Consider the following 23246-nt stretch of genomic DNA (forward strand, 5'->3'; position numbering starts at 1 on the left):
TCTTCGAGACGTTCAGACATCCCCTGCGCTTCGATCGGTTCGGATCCAGCTGGTGTGCTCACCGCGATAGAATGAAGGGTAAAGGGCCAGCCGCCTCGCCGCCCAGCCAGGCAGCGAAGACAGGAGCGACAGCGGTACAATCTCTTGCCCGTGTCGCCACCAGACAACCGAGATCGCAAGCGCGAAAGCGAGCCAGGAAATCAGGGCGCCGACCAAGAGCCAAAGGCCCGCGCCAGCCACAACCAGCGCCGCCGCCATCACAACCTGAAGGCTCAGCAATGCCGCCAAAAGCGTGAGGGGGGGAATCAACGTGTCGAGGATCAGAAGCAGCAGTGCAGGCCGCCGGTACGGAACCGGCGAGACAAGCAGACGAGCACAGGTGCGCAACAAGGCGATGCGTCCCGTTTCCCAGCGATAGCGCTGCGACGCTTGCCCATGGCTCGAAAGCGGAAAGCAGCTGGTGATCAGCGCCAAGTGACAATAGCCGGCACCGGGGCCCGCTTGAGCTAGGTCAAGTCCAAGCTTCATGTCCTCCACCAGATGGCCGTGGACAAGATCTGCACTGGCGATCGCCGCCCAAGGGAAAGCCATTCCCGAGCCTGTCAGGTGGCAGGGAAGACCCAATCGGCCCATGCCGCTCGGGCGAATGCTGTTCTTGATTAAGAAAGCAAAGGCCGCAAATGCGAATTGTTTCCGCGCTTGCTCGGGGGCAAGCATGAGATAGCGCGCCTGAATCGGTCGACGCTCTTGCTCCACGGCTCCTGCCAGATGTGCGATTGCCCCGGGAGCGACGATACAATCGGCGTCAATCACGATCACCGTTCGAGGCGCCACTGTGGCAAGATGGGTGATCCCTGCGGCCAGAGCATAAGCCTTGCCACGGCGTCCGGGATCGCATCGTATCAGAACCTCAGCACCGGCCCGACCCGCACGCTGCGCCGTATCATCTGTGCAGTTGTCTGCCACGACCAGGAGGCGGTCTCTTCGTCCCAGTTGCTGGCGTACGCTCTCCAAGACTGCGCTGATGGTGTCTTCCTCGTTGTGGGCGGGGATCAGCACGGCGAGTGGATCGGATCGACGCGCCGGCGGCGCCTTCGCCACGGGCTCTGGCAATCCCAATGCGCATTGCAGACAGAAAAACACGGTCGCTGCCGCGAGAGGGATCATCGCCACACCCGCGCCAGCCGTCAAAGCGTCCTGAACCACTGTCGTCTCCCTGCCCAATCTGCGCACAGCAAGACTAGTGGAAGACGCATCGATTGCGTCTCTACGGCTCTACGACCTTTGCATGAAATCGACGTCATCCTTTCGATCCCCACAAGTGCCAAGGACAAGACCCTCCTCCCATTTGCTGCTGTCTGGGTGAATTGAGCCCGCTGTCGCCGGGTGTAAAAATATTCGGGAAATCAGGGGGTTGGAAGCGCTGCGCAAAGCAGGACGTCAATCGACGCCTGTCGCGCCGGGCATGGAGGAAAAGGTCATGGTCGCGATTGAAATGTCGATCTCCGCTGCAAGCGTGGCGGTCAAACCTCGGCGCATGTTCCTGGGCGCGCCCTTCGACCTGAAGTCGCAATCGACAGTGCTCGCCATGCTACGCGACAGTGCGCCAGTGGCGTCCTTTCGCTATATCGTCACGCCAAACGTCGACTACGTCGTGAGACTGAAGAGCGACGAGGTCTTGCAGCAATGCGTGCGCGATGCCTGGCTCAGCGTCTGTGATAGCAGGCCCATATGCGCGCTTGCCCGTCTTCTTTCATTCAAGCTGCCGCTCGTCACCGGTTCCGACCTGACGCAGGCGTTGTTTCGCCAGGTGATCGGCAAGGGCGACAGGATCTGCATGATCGCCCCCAATCACGATGTCGTGGCGCGGCTGCGCGCATCCTACCCCGACGTGGATTTCCGTGCTCTCGTTCCACCGATGAGCGTGCTCGACGACGCGCAGGCCATGCAGGATTGTGTAGACTTCGTGGTGCAGGCACAGGCGCGCTTCGTGTTCCTGGCCATTGGCTCGCCGCAGTCCGACATCCTCGCCCACCGTCTGTTGCGTCATCCGCACGCCCGCGGCATCGGCTTGTGCGTTGGCGCATCCCTGGAGTTCCTGGTGGGGACAAAGCGGCGCGCACCACGATGGATGCGCAGCCTTGGGCTGGAATGGTTGCATCGAATGCTGAGCGATCCACGCCGGCTATGGCGACGGTACTGCTATGGTGTCGTGCCGCTGCTGGCATTGTTCTCGCGCGAAATCGCCCATCGTGCGCACCATGCTCGTTGAGCCGATCGCAGGCAGCGTCATTGCCGTGACGACATGTCCCTCCGCCAAGGCAATCTTGCCGCCGAGGTAGTCGCCGGCGCGAAACGGGGCGACGTTTTCGTTGAAGCGTCCCGCAAACCATCCGTCCTCAAGTGCGAGTGTGACGGTCAGGGCCTCAAAACCGAACATTCTGTGACTGATGGGAAACTGGCATTTGAAGATGCATTCCTTGGCACTGAAGAGCGCGGTGAGGACGGTCGTCCGCCTGGCCTGTGGCTGCAGCGACAGCCACAACTGTTCCTCTCTGTCCAGTATCTCCTGTGCCAGATCCGGACTGACGGCATCACTGCGCTCGATGTCGACGCCAATTGCGGCAACGGCGCCACTCCTGGCAGCTACGGCCGCAACGCATTTTTCCGGGCTGTGACTGATGCAGCCGATGTAGCCGTTCGGCCACAACGGGGTACGATCATCGCTTGCGGGTATGGCGACGGGCGGCTGCCCAAGCCTGGCAAGGGCGCGGCGGGCGCAGGTGCGACCGGCTGCAAACTCGCGCCACCGGCGCGCATATGCCCCCTTCAAGGAGGCCCGTTCTGCAGCAAACAATGGCTGCATCGGTGCTGAAAGTTCCACCTGTGCGATTGCCACCGAGCCCGGCAACAGGCCATGCAGCAGCATGCTCACACCAGGGCATCCGCGCGGGCCGTCCGCGCTTGGCGTTGCTGAAGTGCCTGCCGCCGCAACGCTGCTCGGTCGGCCGCTTTGTCGAGGCTTTCGTGTGCGGTGTCTTGCCCGCCGATGTGGGCAGCAAGTGTTGCCACGGTTGGAAAGCGGAACAGGTCGGTGATCGTCAAGCCGGGTGCAAACGAGGCCTTCAGCTCACGATGCATCTGGACGGCAAGCAGCGAATGGCCGCCAAGGGAGAAGAAGTTCTCCGTCCGCCCGACACGCTCGCATCCCAATGTGCGCGCGAAGACGGCACTCAAAACCTCCTCGATGTCGCCGACAGGACCAACGAAGGCCGGGCTCTTCGACGGACTTCGGCTTGGGTGAGGCGTCGGGAGACGGTTGCGATCGACCTTCGCGTTGGGGGTCAGCGGGAAAGCGGCAAGCTGGACGATGTCGGCCGGAACCATGGCATCAGGCAGCGATTGCTGAAGATGTTGCCGCAACGCGTCGTCACACACGGCCTTGCCATCGGTTCGGATGTAGGCAACCAGCCTCGCCTCCGCCGCGTGATCCTTTCGGGCAACGACCACAGCTTCCGCAACGCCGGGGAACTCCGCGATACAGGTTTCGATCTCACCAAGCTCAATCCGATGGCCGCGAATCTTGACCTGCTGGTCGTTGCGGCCGAGAAAGTGGAGCAGGCCGGTCTCGTCGAAGCGAACAAGATCTCCCGTACGGTAGATGCGACCTGGCGCGAACGGATTATCCAAAAAGCGGGCCTGGGTAAGATCCGGGCGGTTGAGGTAACCGCGCGCGACACCATCGCCGCCGATGAACAGTTCGCCGGCGTCGCCCGTTGGCACGGGCCGGAGCTTGCCGTCGAGAACGTATAGCTGAGTATTGGCGATCGGCCGTCCAATCGGCACAACGCCGGTTGTAGGAACGGCTTCGCATGAAGACGACCAGATGGTGGTCTCGGTCGGCCCATACATGTTTTCGATGGTTGCCGCCGTCGTCCGCTTCAATGCGGCCACCAGCGCACCAGGCAAGGCCTCCCCACCCAGCAGGATATGGCGGATCTGTCGAAGGGCAGTGCGGTCCTCCTCGGACATCATGAAGGCGCGCATCATCGAGGGGGTCGACTGGAGGTGCGTCACCTGGTGGCGGACCACCTCGTCGGCGAAACGGTCACCATGGCCGGAGCCTGCGAGGTCGTGGGTGCGTTTGACAACTGCGGCCAAGGGGACCAGCCCATCGAGAACCACGGCCTCAGGAAGGCCCCAATCAATCAGGCAGGCGATCTCGTCAACCCCTGCCGCCCTGACCTGTGTCAGCCGCTCGAGAGCGTCGGAGACAGTTCCAAACAGGCCGCTGTCGTCAAAATAGCGCTGGAAGGCAAAATCAAGAATGGCGTCCATCTCATCGGCTGCCAGTTTGCTCAGATCAAGGTCGACAGCCTCACCCGTCCCGACAGGCTTGCGGAAAGCGGGAAAGGCCCAGGCGTACTGCTTGATCAGGGCCGCGGCGCTCTGCAAATAGGCCTTCAGCGGGCCCCGCGCCTGTTCGCGCACCAGCTCGCGATCCTCACCGATCAGGGTATGCAGCATCAGCGTTACCTTGAACCTGGACGGATCTTTCCCGGTATTTTCCAGCTCCTGACGATAGATCTTGATCTTCTCGGCGAGCTCCTCGATTGACTGGCCGAGCAGATGGGTCAGCACGTGGGCGCCGGCGCTGGCCGCGTCACGGTAGCTTTGCGGGTTTCCCGCCGTTGTCAGCCACACCGGCAGGTCTTTTTGCACAGGCCGCGGCTGCGTGACCACGTCAACTGGCTTGCCGCCCCCCATATCGAAGGCGACGCTCTCGCCCCGCCACAATTGCCGGACCAGCTCCATGTCTCTGTGCAGGCTTTCCTTGTTGTTGGGCGGTGCGTTTTGCGGCCGCAGCACAAAATCCTCAGGCATCCAGCCGGATGCGAACGCAAGCCCCACTCTGCCATTGCTCAGATTGTCGACCATGGCCCATTCTTCGACGACCCGGATGGGATGATGGAGCGGCAGCACGCAGCTGCCAGCTCGGATCGAAATGTTCGTCGTGACAGCCGCCACGGCCGCACCACTGACCGACGGGTTCGGAAAAGGTCCGCCGAAGGCGTGAAAATGCCGTTCCGGCGTCCACACAGCATCAAAGCCGTTGGCGTCTGCGAACTTGGCGCCTTCGATGAGCAGCCGGTACTTGTTCGATCCGGCCGCGGCGTCGTTGCCCCAGTAGAAAAGGCCGAAGGACAGCGCCTGCTGGGGCTGGCTGGCGTCTGCTGCGCGCACGCTCGCCCTGGCCCGAGCGATCTCCGGCGTATGCAGGACCACCTTGAAGCCGCGCGAGAGTGTCCAAAACAGCTCAAGGACCGAGATATCGAAGGAGAGGCTCGTGACCGCCAGCCACACGTTCTGGCGATCCGGCAAAACCGCCACCCGCTCGTCCATTCCGGCAAAGAAATTCACGACATTGCGGTGCTCGACCATGACGCCCTTCGGCTTGCCGGTGGAGCCGGATGTGTAGATCACATAAGCTAGATTTTCGGGCGCCGCCCGCTTGCGCCCGGGGGGCACCGATGCAGTGCCTGATGCCACGTCGTCGAGAACAAGCACATCGGCACCCGACAAGACGGCAGAAGATGCCAGCTCCCGATTGCAGATGACCAGTCCGGCCTTGCTGTCGTCGATCATGAAGGCGAGGCGGTCCTGCGGGAAATCCGGGTCCAGCGGCAGGTAAGCTCCGCCGGCCTTCCAGACGGCCAGCGCCGCCACCACCAGATCCACCGACCGCTTAAGGTGGAGGCCGACAATGGTTTCGGCCCCCACGCCGCGTGCGATGAGTGCAGCGGCCAAGGCCTCTGCCCGCTCATCCAGCGCCCGGTAGGAGAGGCTTTCGCCGGCACTGTAGACGGCTTCTGCATCTGCAGTGGCAACGGCTTGGCGTTCAATCAGGTGATGGACGCAGACATCCGAGGGATAATCCTTGGCGGTCTTGTTCCATGTGTATAGCAGCGTGTTGCGTTCCTTGTCGCTCATCATCGGAAGATCGGCCAGGCTGCGCTGAGTGTCGGAAAAAGCCGCAGCGAAGTGCTCGAGGCGTCGCACGATGGCGCGGGCGCGATAATCCTCGAGCCGGTTTCGGTCGTAGACGAACTCGCAGTTGCTCGCGCCAATCCGGAAGGTTACGACACAGCCTGCAAGCGGTTGCGCCAGGGGCGGAATCCGGGCATCGACAATACCAAAGCTGAGAGGCGTCGAGGCAATTCCGGGATAACGATCTGGCACGTCTTCAAGATAGGTCAGGCGCCGGTCGAGCGTGCGCAATTGTCTTTCCGTGGCATCAATCACCTGCTGCGGGGTGGCAGCAGCGCTGAGACTAACGCGCAGCGGCACTGACGGCGAAAAATAGCCCGGCCAGACAGCCGAGAGATGGGAAAGTCTGTCATGGCTGAAGGCCAGATCAAACTCCTCCTGATCTGCCAGACGCCCGACAAAGGAACAGATCAGGCCGATCCGATGGCTGCGGGCCAAGCCATCGCAGGCAGTCAATGGCAAGATGCCCAGAACCGGCTCCTGGCCGGGATCGAACGCCACCGTCTCCGGCAGGCCGGCGTCGATTCTGTGCCGTAGCGCGGAAACGAAACCCGGTTCGTGCGGTGCGAGCGCCGCAACGGCATCGGTCAGTGCTTCGGATTGCGGTGCGGTCCAGAACGGCAGCCGTTCGCCGGTCTGGACGGCGGCGGCAAGCGGTACGAGGTCGCCGCCGACCCGCCGCTGCGCCGATACGGTCACGCTGCGGTCGATCGTCGCGATGGTGACGCGATCACCGAATACCGAAAGAACCGTCCCCGGCTCTGCCTCGGCCGGCTGGTCGGCGACGGTCAATGCGCTCACCTGATAGAGCCCTGAGGAATGGCGGATCTTTGGCGTCAGCAACGGGTTCATGTAGCCAGGGCCAAACTCGAGTCCGCGCACCAAGTGGTCCAGCGTCGCTGCGGACTGGCCGAAATCGAGCGTTGCTGCTGCCGGCGGCCGGCTGCTGCGCCGGTACATGCGCTTGGGCACTGCTGCCTCGGTCTCGGCGCTCAGATCGCCGCTCTCGATCCTGTCGAGAAGCTCGCCAAAGCTCTCGATCCCGGCAGCAAAGCATTTGCTGTTGAGGGTAAGAGCCGTTTCATCGGAGGCAATGTCGAAGGACCGGCGCAGAAAGATGGGTCCCTGGTCAACCTCGGCGGTCATCGCATGCCATGTGACGCCGTGGATGCGCCGTCCTTCGATGATGGCCCAGGCCGGCGTATTGAGGCCGGCCAGTTCGGGCAGCAGGGCATCGTGAAAGTTGATGGCACCCCTGCTTGCCCGCGCCAGAACCGTCGGGGGCAAGAGTCTGAGGTTTGCGATGCTGAACAGCCAGTCGAACGGCAGGTCCTTCAGCGCCGCCTCAAGCTCCTCGAAGGGCCGGGTCGGGAGGTCGCGAGATGCCGCCCAGGTTGCGATCTGCGGATTGTCTGTCGCCACAAGGCCGATGGCATGCCCTCGGCCCAGCAGTCGCTCACCACAGTCGGCCAGCAACAGCCCGTCTCCTACCAACACGGCGGAAAAATTGCCCATGGTGATCCCCTTTCGCCCCTTTTGCACCAAACAGATACAAGCCACGCGGGCAGCAAAGATCAACATGCACGCAGGTAGCCATGCGGTGGAGGCGGGCTCACCCGGGACGCATCAAGATGTGGCTTCGCCCCCTCCCTTCGGGTGATAGGCGCTCCGAAAGGCGTAATTGCGCCACCGTGGGCGCTGACGACAAATGAGCGGGGGTCACTGCGCGCCCATGGCGGCCTGCGCACAGATCATGTCACCCGCTGCCACCAAAGGCGGAGCGTGCAAATTTGGGGGAATGGAAATGCTGGATGGAAGACATTCTGTCGCCGCCAACGATATTGCCATCGTCGGCATGGCCGTCAGGGTCCCCGGTGCTGCCGATCTGGAGCAGTTCTGGAGCAATTTGAGACACGGAGTGGAGTCGATCCGCGACCTGTCACAGGAGGAACTGCTGGCGGCAGGCGAAGACCCTGATCGCCTGTCGCAACCAAACTACGTGGCGCGCGCTGCCGATCTTGCCGGCATGGACATGTTCGACGCCGAGTTCTTCGGGTTGAGCCCGAAGGAGGCGGCGATCATGGATCCGCAGCACCGGCAATTCCTCGAATGTGCGTGGGAGGCGCTGGAGAACGCCGGCAGGATCCCGAACGGAAAGCCGGAGCCGGTGGGCGTATTTGCCGGGTGCGGCATGGGCTCCTACTTCTACTTCAACATCTGCAGCAATCGCCAGCTGGTCGATCAGGTAGGCCTGTTTCTCCTGCGTCATACCGGCAATGACAAGGATTTCCTGGCCACACGGGCCTCCTACCTGTTCGATCTGCGCGGTCCGAGCATCAACATTCAGACGGCCTGCTCGACCTCGCTGGTCGCCGTTCACTCTGCGGCACAAAGTTTGCTCAGTGGCGAATGCGACTGGGCCCTGGCGGGCGGCAGCACGATCGAGTTCCCGCATCGACGCGGCTATCTCTACCAGGCAGGCGAGATCCTTTCGCCAGACGGGCGCTGCCGGCCGTTCGATCACCGCGCCGCCGGCACTGTGTTTGGAAGCGGAACCGGTGTGGTCGTCTTGCGCCGCCTGGCCGATGCGCTCAGCGACGGCAATATCATCCACGCCGTCATCAAGAGTACCGCCATCAACAACGACGGAAGCAGCAAAGCCGGCTATCTCGCCCCAAGCGTCAGCGGCCAGGCCGAAGCGATCGTCGAAGCGCAATCGGTTGGCGATATTGCAGCCGACACGATCCAGTACGTCGAGTGCCATGGCACCGGCACGCCCCTGGGTGATCCGATCGAAATCGAAGCCTTGACGCAAGCCTTCCGGAAAACCACAGCGCGGACCGGCTATTGCTATGTCGGTTCGGCAAAATCCAACATCGGCCATCTCGATACGGCCGCTGGCGTCGTCGGCTTGATCAAGGCGACGCTGGCAGTCAAGCACGGCGAAATCCCGCCGACGCTTGGTTTCGAGCGGCCCAATCCGTCGATCGACTTTGACAAGACACCCTTCAAGGTCTGCGCCCGCCTGACGCCGTGGCCGAAGACGCCGGGGCCGCGGCGCGCGGCGGTCAACTCGCTCGGGGTTGGCGGGACCAATGCGCACGTCATCCTCGAGGAGGCGCCGGTTCCCTATGTTGCCGATGCCCTTCAGATGGACCAGGCCGGCGCGCATGGCGATCCGCTTCTGCTGCTGCTGTCGGCGCGCAATCGAGCCGCCCTCGACGCTGGCGCGACACGGCTTAAGGACTGGCTTGAACGCCATGACGACCTGGCGCTTCAGGATGTCGCCAAAACCCTCTTTGACGGGCGCGGCCGGTTCGAGCAAAGCCTCGTCCTGACGGTGCGGCATCGACAGGAGGCACTGGAGGCCCTGGCCAAGCCGCAAGAGCGCGGCGCCGTGCAAACGCAGATCGCGCCGGCTCCGGGTGCCGTCTTCATGTTTCCCGGCGGCGGCGTCCAATATCCTGGTATGGCCGCGACACTCTTTGACGAGGACGAGGAATTTCGTCACTGCGTCGAAGAGGGCCTGTCTGCCCTGGATCCTCAGCTGGGCGAGGAGATACGCTCCATCTGGTTCAGCCCGAAGACACCGCACGCCCAGGAATGCTTCCTGCGGCCGGCGATCCAGCTGCCCGCCATCTTGATTGTGGAGGTTGCTCTGGCGCGCCTGTGGCAGCGCCTGGGCGTCGAGCCGGCGGCGCTGATCGGCCATTCGATGGGAGAATATGCGGCTGCGTGTCTGGCGGGGGTGATGGAATTCCGCGATGCCGTGCGGCTGGTGCGCCTGCGGGGCGAACTCTTTGAAACGGTGGAACCAAGCGGGATGCTCAGCGTGCCGCTCGACGAACAGGCCGTCAAGGCGATCCTTCCGCCAACCCTTGATCTGGCATGCGTCAATGCGCCGGGACTGTGTGTCGTCTCGGGTCACGATGCAGCGCTCGACACCTTCCGCCAGATGCTCAACGACCGGGATGTCGACGCAAGACCGGTCGCCATTCGCATTGCGGCTCACTCGCGTCTGCTCGACAAGCTCTTGCACCGGTTCGAGACATTCGTGGCAACGATTGCATTACGCGCACCTGCCATTCCGATCGTCTCCAATCTCACCGGCGTCACGCTCACCGATGACGAGGCGATGGATCCAGGTTACTGGAGCCGGCATCTGCGCCACACCGTGCGTTTTGCCGACGGCCTGACAACCCTGGCACAGGATCGCGCGCGTGTTTACATTGAGGTCGGTCCGGGCCGGGTGCTCTCGTCACTTGCCAAGGTCCATGGCGCGATTGGACCCCAGCAGATCATCAACAGCCTGCCACACGGGGAAGACAATGCCGATGATCACTGCCATCTGGTGATGGCGCTGGGGCGCGCCTATTGCGCTGGCCTGCCCGTGAACTTGAGAAAATGGGTCGCCCGGACGGGGGCCAGAATGGTGACGCTGCCGAGCTACGCATTCCAGCACAAGCGGTACTTCATCGAAGCCAGCAGGCCAGCGGCCGGCTCGGGCCAGGCACCTTCGATCAGCAAGGAAGCCGATATTGCCAGATGGGGATATCGTCCCGGCTTCCAGCGCAGCGTGGTCGGTTACGCCCTTGGCGCAGAGACTGACCCCAGGACCTGGCTGTTCTTTCTGGACGACGAGGGGCTTGGACAAACGCTGGTCGATCGCCTTCGCGCCAACGGCCACCGTGTTGTGACCGTAACGCGCGGCGACAGTTTCGTTCGTCGTGACGCGCAGACCTACCTGCTGTGCCCCGAGATGGGTGCATCCGGCTACCAGGCTTTGGTGGCCGACCTGCAAAACAACGGCCTCTTGCCCTCGTGCCTCGTCCACATGTGGCTGGCCGACCGCAGGCCGCGCCTGCGCGAGGGGTCAAGCAGCGTCCACCAGTTCCAGGAGTGGGGGTTCGAGAGCCTGGCATTGCTCGGCCAGAGCTGGGCGGAACTGGCACCTGACGAGGAGCTTGCGGCCACGGTGGTCAGCCGTGGCATCCTGCAGGTCGATGAGTCGGATCCGGTATGCCCGGACAAGGCGCTTGTCCTGGGCCCTGTTCGGGTGTTGCCGAAGGAACAGCCGCGGCTGTCGGTGCGGCTGGTGGATGTCGATCCGGCAGGCGCCGCTGACGTCGCCGCGCCGCGGCGATGGCGCGCCAGGGGCGGGACCAGCCACGCACAGCGGCAGGAACAGCACGCCCTGGCAAACGATCTTTGGGAGGAACTGCTTGCACCACCGGCCTGTGAAATCGTCGCGCTGCGACAGGGCCGGCGCTGGCTGCAGACCAGCCTGCCTCACCTGCTTCCCTCCGTTGTCGATCCCGCGAAGGGATTTCGCCGTCACGGCGTCTATCTCTTTGCCGGCGGCTTCAGCGAGGTCGGCCTGGCGCTTGCAGGCGAACTGGCCGCCAAATACGCTGCCCGTCTGGTGCTCGTCTCGCGCCTGACCCTCCCGCCGGCCCAGGAGTGGCAGAGGCTTGGTCAGGGGTGGGGCGAGGCGGCTGTCCGGCGCGCCATCGCCGCTATCGGCAGGCTGGAGGAGGCCGGCGCCGAGGTCCTTCACATCCGCGCCGATGTCACTGATTTCGAGCAGATGTCGGCTGCGGTCACCGCGGCCAGCCAGCACTTTGGGGGGCTGGACGGTGTGTTCCATTGCGCCGGTGCCCTGGACGACGGATTGCTGACATCGAAGACATTGGAGGGCATGCAGCGTGTCCTGGCGCCGAAGGTGACGGGTGCCCGCGTGCTCGGCGCCGTGCTGGCGAGCGTTCCGCTCGACTTTTTGATCCTGTTCTCCTCGACAAGCACCGACGTCCCCCGCGCAGGCCAGGTCGACTACGTAGCGGCCAATGCCTATCTCAATGCCTATGCCTGTAGCGCCGCCAGAGGCGAGCGACGCGTGATCGCCGTCCATTGGGGCGTTTGGAACGAGGTCGGGCTTGCCGCGCGTGCCGTCGGTGCGGGCCGCACGGTGGAACTATCCTCTCGCTCCGCGCATGGCCCTTTGCTGACGCGCTGGATGGATGACGGCGGCTTGCCGTTCCTGGAAGCGACGATTGCCACCAACACGCACTGGGTGCTTGATGAGCATCGCATTTCTTCAGGCGCCGCGGTCTTTCCCGGAACCGGCTACGTGGAGATGCTCGTGCAGGCTGCGATCGAATGCGGGCTGGGGCCACAGGTGCATCTGCGGGACCTGGCCTTCATCCGGCCCATGGCGGTGGAAGACGGCCAGCCACGGGTGGTCAGGCTACGCCTCGAGCAGCGGGGGGCGGGCGTCCAGGTCTCTGTCACCTCCAAACATCCGGAACATCGGGATGGCCAGGAAATCGTCCATGCACACGCCTTGCTCGAAACGTTGCAGCCGCGCCGACGGTCGGCTCTCGACTTGGACCTCATTCGCAGCCGTTGCGACAGACGCCGTACCGCACCCGATGGCGCAGGGCTTGCCTCGGTCCAGGATCGCCATCTGCGCTTTGGGCGGCGTTGGGACGTGTTGCGCGCCGTAGCCTTCGGATCAGACGAGGCGATCGCCGATCTTGTCCTCGCCGACGAGTTCCTGGAGGATCTGGGGCAGTATCGAATTCATCCGGCCTTGTTCGACATCGCCACTGGCTTTGCCCTCGAACTGAGTGCGCACTATGGTGAAAGCCGCGCGCTTTGGGTGCCCGTCGGCTATGGCGGAGTGGATTTGCACGCACCACTGCCGGCAAAGGTGGTGAGCTGGGTGCGGCCCAGCGCGCTTCAGGAGCTCGAGGAGGGGTTTTCGTCCTTCGACATCACGATCGCTGATCCTCAGGGAAACGTGCTGGTGGAGGTCAGCCGTCTGACGATGTGTCGCACGCGCGATGCCGTGCAGCAAATGGATGAAACCAGACCCGCAGCGACTGCTGCTGCAGCGCATCGCTCGCCGGCAATGCTGAGACTTGAGACGCAGGTCAAGAACGGGATCTCTCCCCGCGAGGGGCTGCAGGCACTGGAGCGGGTGCTTGCGCTTCCCTACAGTGAAATGATCGTCAGTTCGATAGAGCTTCAGGCACTCTCGCAGTTTGTCGACGAACCACCTGCCGGCGCCGTCTCTCAAGCAGGTGCGAGTTTCGAACGGCCCGACCTGGTCAGCGCCTATGTGGCGCCACGCTCTGCCGTCGAAGAGACCCTTGCGGGCTTTTGGCAATCACTGCTGGGGGTGGAACGTGTCGGCGTTGATGACAATTTCTTTGACCTTGGCGGCCATTCGCTGATCGCGGTGCGCTTGTTTCGGATGATAAGATCGCAGTGGGGAGTAGACCTGCCGATGTCGGTGTTGTTTGAAGCGCCGACGGTTGCTGAATGTGCCGAACGCATCGGTGTCACTGCAGGCGCGCCCGCCAAACCGGCTGCGCAGGCGGTTGGCAGCCAACCCACTGCCGCGCCCCCTGCCGCGCAGCCCATCCATCTGGTGGCGATGAGCCCAGGCCCATCGTCGCCGGCGCAACCCTTGTTCATCTGCGCGGGCATGTTCGGAAACGTCCTCAACCTTCGGCATCTGGCAATGGCAATCGGCAAGGATCGCCCCGTCTTCGGTCTGCAGGCGAGGGGGCTTTTCGGTGATCATGAGCCGCATAGACGGTTTGAGGACATGGCATTTGCCTGCATAGAGGAGATGCGCCGGATCCAGCCCGAAGGGCCCTATCTGCTGGCGGGCTATTCCGGTGGGGGGATCACCGCCATGGAGATTGCCCAGCAGTTGGTCGCCGCGGGCGAGACAGTCGCCCACCTGGCCTTGATCGATACCCCCTTGCCGCGGCAGCCGGGCTTGTCGCTGGCTGACAAGCTGGTGATGAAGAGCCAGGATCTGGGCCGCCATCGGGCCGGCTACCTGCGCAAATGGCATCGCGATCGGCACAACAGCAGGCAGGAGCGGCAAAGGAAGCGAATGGCGACTGCCGGTGGCGAGGCGTCAGAGGGATTTAACAATGTTCGTATCGAACTGGCGTTTCGCGCTGCCGCGCAAGCCTATGTGGTCAAACCCTACCATGGCGCGGTGACGTTGTATCGGCCACGGCCGGCCGTCTTCTATCGTCTGTCGGGGGGACGCTGCCTGGCGGAGAACCGCCACATCCTGCTTCATGACAACGGCTGGGGCTCTCATGTCGCCGATCTGGCGGTCGTGGAGGTCCCCGGTGATCACGACAGCATGCTCCTGGATCCGTTCGTGCGGGTCCTCGCCGAGCGGCTGCGACCGAAACTGCGTACCGACGCGCATGAACACACTGGCGACGACGCATCCCTGCTGCCGAAAACGACGGCACCACCGGAACAGCGAACCGAGCGGGCGCTGGAGACTCTTGCCTGACGGCGGGGATCTTATTGGCGGCGACGCGCTCATGCGCAATGCAGGCAGGACGGGAGGGGTGGGTCGTGGCATTGGAAGGGTATCTTCCCGGACGTGGAAGGATCATCGGCAAACGACCGCCGCAGCAAGCCGAAGGCGTTGCCACCGTGGGTGGCCAGACGCAGGGGGGCTCGGCGCGCCCCCAAGGCGGCAAGCATCGGCCGTTTCGGGCGCGGATTCTCCATGCCGCAAGCTGGTCGATGGGAGGGTACGTGCTGCTGCAGTTCCTTCGGATCGCCAGCAGCCTTGTTCTGACCCGTTTGTTGATCCCGGAGATGTTCGGCGTCATGGCGGTGGCAACGATGGTGCAGGTGGCCGTCGCCATGCTCTCGGACGTTGGCCTTCGTCCCGCCGCCATCCAAAGTCGAATGGGCGACGAGCCCGCTTATCTCAACACCGCCTGGACGTTACAGCTTGCCCATGGGGTTTTGATCTGGCTCGTCTGCACCGGTATCGCCTGGGGCATTGCCCAGGCGAACGGGTGGGGCTGGTTTCCCCCGGGGTCCGTCTATGCTGAACCCGCCTTGCCCACGGTGATTGCGGTTTTGTGTTTCGTAACGGTCATCAGTGGCCTGCAGTCCACCAAAGTCATCACCGCCTATCGTGAACTGGCCCTGGCACGGGTAACGGGGATCGAACTGGTGGCTCAGCTCGTCAGCCTCGCTGTCGCAGTTGTGCTGGCCTGGCAGACCCGGTCCATCTGGTCCTTTGTGGCCGCCGCCTGGTGTTCGGCGGTCGTTTCCACCGTCCTAAGCTACTGGTGGTTGCCGGGGCATAACAATCGTTTCGCCTTCGACAGGCAAGCGGTGAACGACCTGATCCGGTTTGGCAAATGGGTGCTCCTGTCATCGGCATTCACAGTTCTTGCCGCCAATGGCGACAAGATCCTGCTCGCCGGATGGGTCACGCCGACCATGCTTGGCCTCTACGCCCTCGGGTTCAATCTGGTGGCAATGCTGGAAGGGGCGGGCAACCGGCTGTTTTCCTCCGTGGCCATGCCGGCGCTGAGCAAAGTTTACCGCGAGGAGCCGCAGCGGTTGGCGACGGTCTTCCTGAAAATGCGCCTTCCCTTCGACATCACCTTCGTCTGTGCCGCCGGCGCCATGTTTGCAATGGGCACTGACTTGATCGATCTTCTCTATGACGAGCGCTACGCCGGCGCCGCGGTGGTCCTGAAGGCCTTGTCGTTCGGGCTTTTGATCGCGCGCTTTGGCGTCATCTCCAACGTCTATTTGGCCATCGGAGAGCCTCGCCACCTGACGCTTCTCAACCTGGTGCGCGGATTGTCTGTGTTTACGCTCGTTCCGCTGGGCTACACCCTCAATGGTTTTGAGGGCGCGCTCTGGGCCATTGCTCTCCACGGCCTGCCGGGCACTTTTCTGCTCTGGTCTCTCAACCGGCGACACCATCTCAACAGCCTTGGCCTGGAAGTCGCCACGCTCTGTCTCTGGCCCCTCGGCTACGCCGGTGGCTTGCTTGGATCGTGGGTCATCGCCCAAACCGTGTCGTGACGCCCGAGCCCTCGCGACAACCGAGAGTGGTAATCAGTTACACCCATAGAGGTATAGGAGTGCCCGTTTGTGATAGGTTGCCAGAAACCTGGCGCCCCCCCTAGGATGGTGACACCGACTGCAGGGGGCGTCTGTTCGGGCACGGAGGAGGGCGGAAATGAGGGCAGTAACGCCCCGCCCTCATCCAAAGGTGTAGGATCGCATCAACCGCTATTCAGGTGGAGCAGGGGGGTCATGATGACATACACAGCCAACCTCTGGCGCAGGCAGGAGCCGTCTGCGGCTCTGGCGCAGGTGCTGCGAGCCCGCCGGATCGAGGCCCAGCATCCGCGGCGATTGCGACCTCTCCTGATTGCTGAAGCTGCCAATCCGGAATGGAGCAGCGTGCCGCTGGTGGGCTGGAACCTGTCGCGGGCGATCGCACGGCAAACCAACGCCCTGGTCGTCACCCAGATCCGCAATCGCACGGCCTTTCTCCGCGCCGGCCTGGCCGAGGGCGAAGACTTCATCGCCATCGACAATGAGCGGGTCTCAGCGGCCTTGCATCGTTTCGGCGAGCACATTCGCGGGGGCAGCAACAAGGGCTGGACCATGGTGACCGCGACATCGTCGTTGGCCTACTACAGTTTCGAAAGAGAGTTGTGGCGAGCACTCGGACCCCGTTTGAGAGCGGGCGAGTTCGATCTCGTTCACCGCATAACACCGCTCAGTGCGACCAGCCAAAGCGGCATCGCCCATCACTTGAAGCGGATCAATGTCCCCTTCGTCATTGGGCCGTTGAACGGAGGTACGCCCTGGCCTGCAGCTTTCGACGCTGTGCGCCGGCGCGAGCTGGAGTGGCTGACGCCTTGGCGAGACCTTCACCGGCTGATGCCTGCCTATAGGGCAACCCGTTACAAGGCAGCAGCCGTCCTTGCCGGTTCCAATGCGGCGTTTCAGCAGCTTTCAAAACCGGTGCAGGCAAAAACCTTTTGGCTGCCGGAGAACGGTGTTGATCCGCAGCGTTTTCCCTTCACCCAAAGACGGATGCGCGACGGTGTGTTGCGGGTGGCCTTTGTCGGTCGGCTGGTACCCTACAAGGGCGCCGATATCCTCGTGGAGGCCGCCGCCAGGATTGCCTCCGACAGTGCGATAGAGCTTCTGATCATCGGCGAGGGGCCCGAGCGTGAGGCGTTAGACCGGGCTGTTGCTGCGCAGCGGTTGAACGGCAAGGTCCGCTTCCTCCCCTGGCAGGAACAGGCTGCCTTGGCATCGGCGCTTGCGGATGTGCATGTGCTCGCCCTTCCAAGCGTGCGGGAGTTCGGCGGCGGTGTCGTTGTCGAAGCACTGTCGCTTGGGCTGGTGCCGGTTGTCGCCAATCATGGCGGACCACCGGAGCTGATTGACGAAGCGACTGGTATTGCAGTAGATTTCACCGATCGAGAAAGTCTGATTGCGGGATTTGCAGCGTCACTGAGGCGCCTGGCAAGTGAGCCCGGCCTTGTGGAGCGCATGAGCGCCGCAGGCGGCGAAAGGGCGCGACGCCTGCTGACGTGGGACGCCAAGGCAGAACGGATTCTCGCCATCTATGACTGGGTGATGGGCAGGGGGACGAGACCGGAGTTTCTCAACCCGAAACTTGACGTTCATCATGAAATAGCGCGAACGAATTAGTCGTTACTTAATAAGATTGGACAACTTAAGTTTAAGGTTGTAGTATCCAGACGAAATAATCTTCCGCGAGCAATCGGACGCTTCGTGGTCGCACATGGCAGGGATCCAGCGTGAAACAGTAAACATACAGGGGGAAATCATGAACTCGGCAGCAGGTGGCTATAGGGCATCAATGGTGGAGAGGCGGCTGTCCACTCCTCCCGTTTTGGCAGCGGTCCTTGAGCAAAGGGGACGCGATGAAGCGGCTTTTCCGGGCGACGGTTGCCTCCTGGTCCTGGATGGGCGCGCGCTCGACCGCGAGTGTCTCGCAAAGGCCCTCATCAGCCGTGGGCTAGACAAGGAAGTCTTTGCCGTGGGCTCTGTGGACGAATGGAAGAGAGAAAAAGACTCTCATCCCCCGGTTGAGGCTATCCTGTTTAACATCGGTGGCCGCCGGGCCAACGAAGCAACCCTGGCAGCCGAGATGGCGCGCCTGTCATCGGAGTTCAGATCTGTCCCGATCGTCGTTCTGTCGGATTCAGACGATCTTCCCCATGTCCTGCAGATGCTGGAACACGGGGCACGCGGTTTCATCCCGTCGTCCGTCGGCGTTGCTGTTTGCATCGAAGCCCTCAGTCTGGCGATGGCCGGTGGCATTTTCGTACCTGCCAGCACCGTGCAGGCCATGCGGCACCTGGTCAGCGACCCGGCAGGTGGCGCCGGCCCGCGGCCGATGTCGGGAATGTTTACCCCGCGTCAGGAAGAGGTCGTTGAAGCCCTGCGCAAGGGCAAGGCAAACAAGATCATTGCCTATGAACTCAGCCTGAAAGAAAGTACGGTGAAGGTTCACATTCGCAACATCATGAAAAAGCTGAAGGCGACCAATCGCACCGAAGTCGCCTACAAGCTGAACGACCTGTTCAAGGGGACAGGAACGCAATCTCCTGCCTGACCGACGCCACGCCGCACCAGTTGCACCAAAAGCCCGTCAGTGACCGCTGAGGGGCTTTTTGCGTTTATGCCTAAGCCTTTCGACGCAGACGGGTATGCGCCTAACCCTTTGGTGGGTGCAGGTGGCGACCATCGCCTCCAAAAGAACGGTTAACGGATAATTTCCTTTTTATTACTATATGTTAGGTTGCATTTTAGTAATTTTATACCGGATCTGGGCAGCGGGGGCTGCCTGCTGAGGGGGCACACTTCGCCTGCTTCTGAAAGCTCGCACCGACACATCTAAATCTTCTGCAGCAGGTCTGCTGCGGGGGGGGGTAGACCTGTGACGCAATAGGGGGATTGAAATTGCATGCCAGTCTTTCTCATTTCATTTGATCTTGATCGCATCGGGAGCAATTACACGTCACTGCGCAAGAAGCTCGTCGGCCTCAATGCGCTCCAGGCGCAGGGCTCGGTCTGGTTTGCCAGACACGACGGAAGCGCAGATGATCTGCGAAACCACCTGCAGGAGTGCCTGGACCACAATGACCGGCTATTTGTCGGGATGATCAATGATGATTGGTCGGCCGTCAACATGGGTGCTCCCGGTCGCTGGCTCCGTGAGCAGGTGGTGGCGCCGGGCGACTGATCCGCGTCTACCTCTTAAGGCTACAGTGGCGCGAGCGTCGCGCCGACTTGCCGGTTTGATCACGCCTTATGGCGTGGCAGGCTGAACCAAGAGTGGAATGGCAGCCGGCCTCGACGCATGGCATCGTGATCCTGCAAAGGGACGCCTGCGGCGGGCAATCAGTCGAAGCTGCCGTCATGGGGGTGTCTGCTTCGGGGGGAGGTATGACGCGCCGTGGACGCAATTGGCTGTTGGCCATCGTTGTATCGTTGTCGATGTGGCTGCTGGTCGTAGCGGTCGTGGCCTTGATCCTTACGAGATAGCCACTGACCGCCGGCCACGTGCCCGACATCGGAGCCGGGTGCCTCAGCCCGCCAGCGCCGCTGCAGGCCGCGAGGAGGGAACGCGACCACCGGCCTGGCGATCAGGCACGTCACGCCCTCCGTCCAGAAGCCGCTGCAGATAGACGCCATAGCTGCTCTTTGCATGCCGGTCGGCACAGGCTTCTAAGTCAAACAAGTCGATGAAGCCCATCCGGTAGGCGACTTCTTCGGGGCAGGCGATCTTGAAACCCTGGCGGCGCTCGAGGGTGGCCACGAATTCCGCTGCCTCCAGAAGGCTATCGGGGGTTCCGGTGTCGAGCCAGGCAAACCCGCGGCCCAAACGCTCCACCGAAAGTCTGCCCTGTTCAAGATACAGGCGATTGAGGTCGGTGATCTCGAGCTCGCCGCGTGGCGAGGGCTGCAGGCTTGCTGCCAGATCGACGACCCTTTGGTCATAGAAGTAAAGGCCCGTCACCGCCCAGTTCGATCGCGGCTGCAGGGGCTTTTCCTCAATCGAGAGCGCCTGCATGTTGGCATCGAAGTCGACGACTCCATAGCGCTGGGGGTCATTGACGTGATAGGCGAAAACGGTGGCGCCGGTGTCCGGGCCCTCAGCGGCAGACCGCAGCAACTGCGGCAATCCGTGGCCGTAGAAGATGTTGTCTCCGAGGATGAGCGCCGAGCGTCCGCCTGCGATATGGTCGGCACCGATGACGAATGATTGTGCAAGGCCATCCGGAGACGGCTGTACCGCGTAGGAAAGATCGATCCCCCACTGGGCGCCGTCAAGGAGAAGCCGTTGAAAGGCGTCCAGATCATGCGGTGTGGTGATGATCAGGATCTCGCGGATTCCCGCCAGCATCAGTGTCGTCAGCGGATAATAGATCATCGGCTTGTCGTAGACCGGCATCAGTTGTTTGGAAACGGCCTGCGTGATCGGGTAGAGGCGCGAGCCTGTTCCACCGGCGAGGATAATGCCTTTCACGTCATGACCTCCTGCAACTCTCTCGCCAAAAGGTGGTTGACGATGCCTTGCGTCGACCACTGCCAGTGCGGCAGGCGGATGCCATGGATTTGCGCTATTCTTTGTGCATTCAGCCGCGAGTTCGCAGGCCGCTGCGCAGCCGTCGGATAATCGATCGTAGCGATCGGGATGATCGTTGTGTTGCGCCCCGTTTTGGCCCGGCGGCATTCCATAATGGCGGCTGCAAATTCCGCCCAACTGGCATCACCGGCCGGGGCAAGATGATAGGTGCCGCGCAGTTCGCGGCTGGTATCTTCGGTGAGTCTTCTGGCAAGCGTGATCACAACATTGGCAAGCTCGATCGCCGATGTCGGCCCGCCGCGCTGATCAGCCACAACGGTAATTTCGTTGCGGGTCTGTGCAAGGCGCAGCATGGTCTTGAGGAAATTTCCGCCATAGGGCGAATAGAGCCAGGCCGCGCGCAAGATCACGTGGTTGTCCGTGGCGGCCCGCACCTGCCGTTCACCCTCAAGTTTCGAGGCGCCGTAGACCGAAAGGGGCGCGGCCACATCCTCCTCGTCATAGGGTTCGCCCTTGAAGCCATCAAACACGTAGTCCGTCGACAGGTGGATGACCGGTACCCCAAGCTGTCCTGCAGCTGTGGCAACGGCGCCAGCGCCGGCACCGTTGACCCGAAAAGCCACCGCCGGCTCCGCTTCCGCCTTGTCCACCGCGGTATAGCCTGCAGCCGAAACGATAACATCCGGCGCCAGCCGGGCCACTGCCGGCAATACCGATTCGGGATCCTCAAGGTCGAGATAGGGTCTGCCGACGCTGACGAGTTCGACATCACGCCTGGCCGAAACCTCCTGGAGACACTGCGCCACCTGTCCGCTACGGCCTGTCACTAGGATGCGCATCACACCACCTCCTTAAGGAGGCCCGGGCGCTCGCCGCCGCAGGCCTGCTGTCGCAGCGGTTGCCACCACCATTCATTGTCGAGGTACCAACAGACCGTCTTTCGCAGTCCCGATGCGAAATTTTCCCGTGCCTGCCATCCCAGTTCGCATTCAATTCGGCCTGCATCGATCGCATACCGTTCATCATGGCCGGGACGATCGACAACAAAGCGTATCAACTGGCTATGCGGCATGCCGGCAGGATGGAGCTCGTCCATCAACGCGCAGATGCTGACCACGACATCGATATTGCGCTGCTCGTTGCGCCCACCGACGTTATATTTGCGCCCCGGCCGCCCCCTTGACGCAATCAGCACGAGCGCGCGGACATGATCATCGACATAGAGCCAGTCGCGGATGTTCTGGCCCTGGCCGTAAACGGGCAGGGCCTTGCCGCTCAGCGCGTTGAGCACCATCAGCGGGATCAGCTTTTCAGGAAATTGACAGGGGCCGTAGTTGTTGGAGCAATTGCTGACCACCACCGGCAGGCCATAGGTTCGATGCCAGGCCATCGCGAGATGATCGCTCGCCGCCTTGGATGCCGCGTAGGGCGACGAAGGATCATAGGCGGTCGTCTCATAGAACTGGTCAAAGTCCCCGAGGGACCCATAGACCTCGTCGGTCGACACATGAACGAAACGAAAGTTTGTCCTGGCCAGCAGCGACAGTCCCATCCAATAGGCCCGCGTCGCCTCCAGAATGGAAAACGTGCCGACGATATTGCTTTGGACGAAGGCAGACGCCTCGGCAATGGAACGGTCGACATGGCTTTCGGCGGCCAGGTGGATGACCTGATCTGGGCAGAAGGACGCCAGGGCGGCCGCCATTTGCGCGGTGTCGGTCACATCGGCGCGGAAGAAGTGGAAGTTCGGCTTGCCCGCGACCGAGGCAAGCGAATCCAGGTTTCCGGCGTAGGTGAGTTTGTCGATAACCAGGACCTCGGCCCCGGCCTCGCCGACGAGATGACGCACCAATGCGGATCCGATGAAGCCTGCCCCACCCGTCACGACAACGCGCATCACGCTGTCTCCTTCCTGGAGAAGGCCGGAGTGAAGAGGTCGCGCAGGCGCGGGAGGTCGGCATCCTTTGACGAGATATGGACCTCGCGGCCGGCCAGGGGCCAGTCTATTGCCAGGTCCGGGTCGTTCCAGATGACACCGTTTTCGGCGGTCGGATTGTAGGGTGCCGTGACCTTGTATTGAACGATGGTGCGGGGGCTCAGGCTCAGGAACCCATGTGCAAAGCCCTCCGGGATCCACAACTGTGCGTCATCTTCCTCGCTCAGCTCCACGGCGGTCCACTGCCCGAATGTCTCAGAGTATGGGCGTGCATCGACGGCAACATCAAATATCGCGCCGGCGACAACCCGTACAAGCTTCCCTTGAGCTGCAGGAGCGCGCTGGAAGTGTAGCCCCCGCAGTGTCCCTTCGCGCCAGGACAGGGACTGGTTGTCCTGCACGAAACGGACGTCGGCAATCTCTTTTCGAAACCATTCTTCCCGGTAGAGCTCGCAAAAATAGCCGCGGCTATCATTGAAGTGCCTCGGCGTGATTTTGATGACATCGCGAAGTGATGTTGCCTCGATACGCATGGGCTTGCTCCTCACGCTGATGGTCACAACTCGCACGTCATCGTGCGGACGGACGACATTCGCCAAGGAGGACAGTCAGCGTCGGCCTGCCAGCCAGCCGCAGTGACAGTCGTAGAGGTTCCCCCGAATGCGCCCTTCTGTGGCAAGAACTAGCAAAGAGGGGTGGTGCAGCACGACTTGACCGTTCGGCTAAGCCCGCACGCCTTTCGGATAGGGGCAGTGCAGGGTGCACGGAACCGGTGAGCTTACGGCGCTGCCTGGCCGCTATGGTCAGGCGCCATGCAGAACA

Annotated in this window: 13 protein-coding genes and 2 pseudogenes; 6 read left to right on the top strand and 9 right to left on the bottom strand. The window is 62.4% G+C overall.

Annotated features, from left to right (window positions below; translation table 11 throughout):
- Positions 1–12: 12 nt before the first annotated feature.
- Positions 13–1206 carry a glycosyltransferase family 2 protein gene (locus tag EO99_RS0114605; RefSeq protein WP_051679871.1) on the bottom strand — a complete coding sequence of 398 codons (1194 nt, stop codon included), beginning with the start codon at positions 1204–1206 and terminating at the stop codon, positions 13–15.
- Between the two features lie 208 nt (positions 1207–1414).
- On the opposite strand from EO99_RS0114605, the gene EO99_RS0114610 reads away from it, so the two are divergent.
- The gene (locus tag EO99_RS0114610; RefSeq protein ID WP_235776826.1) at positions 1415–2272 is read left to right on the top strand and encodes a WecB/TagA/CpsF family glycosyltransferase; all 858 of its coding nucleotides are present in this window, start codon (positions 1415–1417) and stop codon (positions 2270–2272) included.
- On the opposite strand, the gene EO99_RS26675 is transcribed toward EO99_RS0114610, so the two are convergent.
- From EO99_RS26675 to EO99_RS28770, 4 genes and pseudogenes are all read right to left on the bottom strand, one after another.
- Entirely contained in the window at positions 2186–2929 is a 744-nt protein-coding gene (locus EO99_RS26675; protein WP_077067078.1) for a 4'-phosphopantetheinyl transferase family protein, read from the bottom strand. The genes EO99_RS0114610 and EO99_RS26675 overlap by 87 nt on opposite strands.
- Positions 2930–2931: 2 nt before the next feature.
- The gene (locus EO99_RS28760; protein ID WP_456238897.1) at positions 2932–5286 is read right to left on the bottom strand and encodes a MupA/Atu3671 family FMN-dependent luciferase-like monooxygenase; all 2355 of its coding nucleotides are present in this window, start codon (positions 5284–5286) and stop codon (positions 2932–2934) included.
- Positions 5287–5313: 27 nt separating this feature from the next.
- Positions 5314–7008, bottom strand: a pseudogene (locus EO99_RS28765) (AMP-binding protein); the annotation flags it as partial.
- A gap of 105 nt (positions 7009–7113) precedes the next feature.
- Positions 7114–7629: pseudogene (locus tag EO99_RS28770) on the bottom strand (formyltransferase family protein); the annotation flags it as partial.
- Between the two features lie 223 nt (positions 7630–7852).
- Between EO99_RS28770 and EO99_RS0114625 the strand changes: the two are divergent.
- The 5 genes from EO99_RS0114625 (at position 7853) to EO99_RS0114645 (ending at position 19141) form a co-directional block, all read left to right on the top strand.
- Complete coding sequence (locus EO99_RS0114625; RefSeq protein WP_081852080.1) at positions 7853–14377, top strand: type I polyketide synthase; 6525 nt, start codon at positions 7853–7855, stop codon at positions 14375–14377.
- A gap of 14 nt (positions 14378–14391) precedes the next feature.
- Complete coding sequence (locus tag EO99_RS0114630) at positions 14392–15927, top strand: oligosaccharide flippase family protein (RefSeq protein WP_235776827.1); 1536 nt, start codon at positions 14392–14394, stop codon at positions 15925–15927.
- A gap of 234 nt (positions 15928–16161) precedes the next feature.
- Positions 16162–17580, top strand: coding sequence for a glycosyltransferase family 4 protein (locus EO99_RS0114635; RefSeq protein ID WP_051679872.1), 1419 nt, complete (start codon positions 16162–16164; stop codon positions 17578–17580).
- 139 nt (positions 17581–17719) lie between these two features.
- Complete coding sequence (locus tag EO99_RS0114640) at positions 17720–18511, top strand: helix-turn-helix transcriptional regulator (RefSeq protein WP_029619379.1); 792 nt, start codon at positions 17720–17722, stop codon at positions 18509–18511.
- A gap of 351 nt (positions 18512–18862) precedes the next feature.
- The gene (locus tag EO99_RS0114645) at positions 18863–19141 is read left to right on the top strand and encodes a hypothetical protein (RefSeq protein ID WP_029619380.1); all 279 of its coding nucleotides are present in this window, start codon (positions 18863–18865) and stop codon (positions 19139–19141) included.
- A 345-nt stretch (positions 19142–19486) separates the two neighbouring features.
- Here EO99_RS0114645 and rfbA read toward each other — a convergent pair whose 3' ends face one another.
- From rfbA to rfbC, 4 genes are read right to left on the bottom strand one after another with little or no spacing between them, the layout of a single operon-like run.
- On the bottom strand, positions 19487–20428 hold the full coding sequence (rfbA, locus tag EO99_RS0114655) for a glucose-1-phosphate thymidylyltransferase RfbA (protein WP_081852074.1): 942 nt from the start codon (positions 20426–20428) through the stop codon (positions 19487–19489).
- On the bottom strand, positions 20425–21327 hold the full coding sequence (rfbD, locus tag EO99_RS0114660) for a dTDP-4-dehydrorhamnose reductase (protein WP_029619383.1): 903 nt from the start codon (positions 21325–21327) through the stop codon (positions 20425–20427). Before rfbD ends, rfbA begins: the two co-directional genes overlap by 4 nt.
- Positions 21327–22385 carry a dTDP-glucose 4,6-dehydratase gene (gene rfbB / locus EO99_RS0114665; protein ID WP_029619384.1) on the bottom strand — a complete coding sequence of 353 codons (1059 nt, stop codon included), beginning with the start codon at positions 22383–22385 and terminating at the stop codon, positions 21327–21329. The genes rfbD and rfbB overlap by 1 nt, the downstream gene beginning before the upstream one ends.
- Positions 22385–22957 carry a dTDP-4-dehydrorhamnose 3,5-epimerase gene (gene rfbC / locus EO99_RS0114670; protein ID WP_029619385.1) on the bottom strand — a complete coding sequence of 191 codons (573 nt, stop codon included), beginning with the start codon at positions 22955–22957 and terminating at the stop codon, positions 22385–22387. Before rfbC ends, rfbB begins: the two co-directional genes overlap by 1 nt.
- Between the last annotated feature and the right edge of the window lie 289 nt (positions 22958–23246).

Origin of the sequence: Pseudorhizobium marinum (genome assembly GCF_000705355.1) — a bacterium.
In the GTDB taxonomy this organism is placed as follows: domain Bacteria; phylum Pseudomonadota; class Alphaproteobacteria; order Rhizobiales; family Rhizobiaceae; genus Neorhizobium; species Neorhizobium pelagicum.

Coding starts and splice junctions, on each gene's coding strand:
- EO99_RS26675 (WP_077067078.1), bottom strand. CDS start 2,929: ATGCTGCTGCATGGCCTGTTGCCGGGCTCGGTGGCAATCGCACAGGTG.
- EO99_RS0114625 (WP_081852080.1), top strand. CDS start 7,853: ATGCTGGATGGAAGACATTCTGTCGCCGCCAACGATATTGCCATCGTC.
- EO99_RS0114635 (WP_051679872.1), top strand. CDS start 16,162: ATGATGACATACACAGCCAACCTCTGGCGCAGGCAGGAGCCGTCTGCG.
- EO99_RS0114640 (WP_029619379.1), top strand. CDS start 17,720: ATGAACTCGGCAGCAGGTGGCTATAGGGCATCAATGGTGGAGAGGCGG.
- EO99_RS0114645 (WP_029619380.1), top strand. CDS start 18,863: ATGCCAGTCTTTCTCATTTCATTTGATCTTGATCGCATCGGGAGCAAT.
- rfbD (WP_029619383.1), bottom strand. CDS start 21,327: ATGCGCATCCTAGTGACAGGCCGTAGCGGACAGGTGGCGCAGTGTCTC.
- rfbB (WP_029619384.1), bottom strand. CDS start 22,385: ATGCGCGTTGTCGTGACGGGTGGGGCAGGCTTCATCGGATCCGCATTG.
- rfbC (WP_029619385.1), bottom strand. CDS start 22,957: ATGCGTATCGAGGCAACATCACTTCGCGATGTCATCAAAATCACGCCG.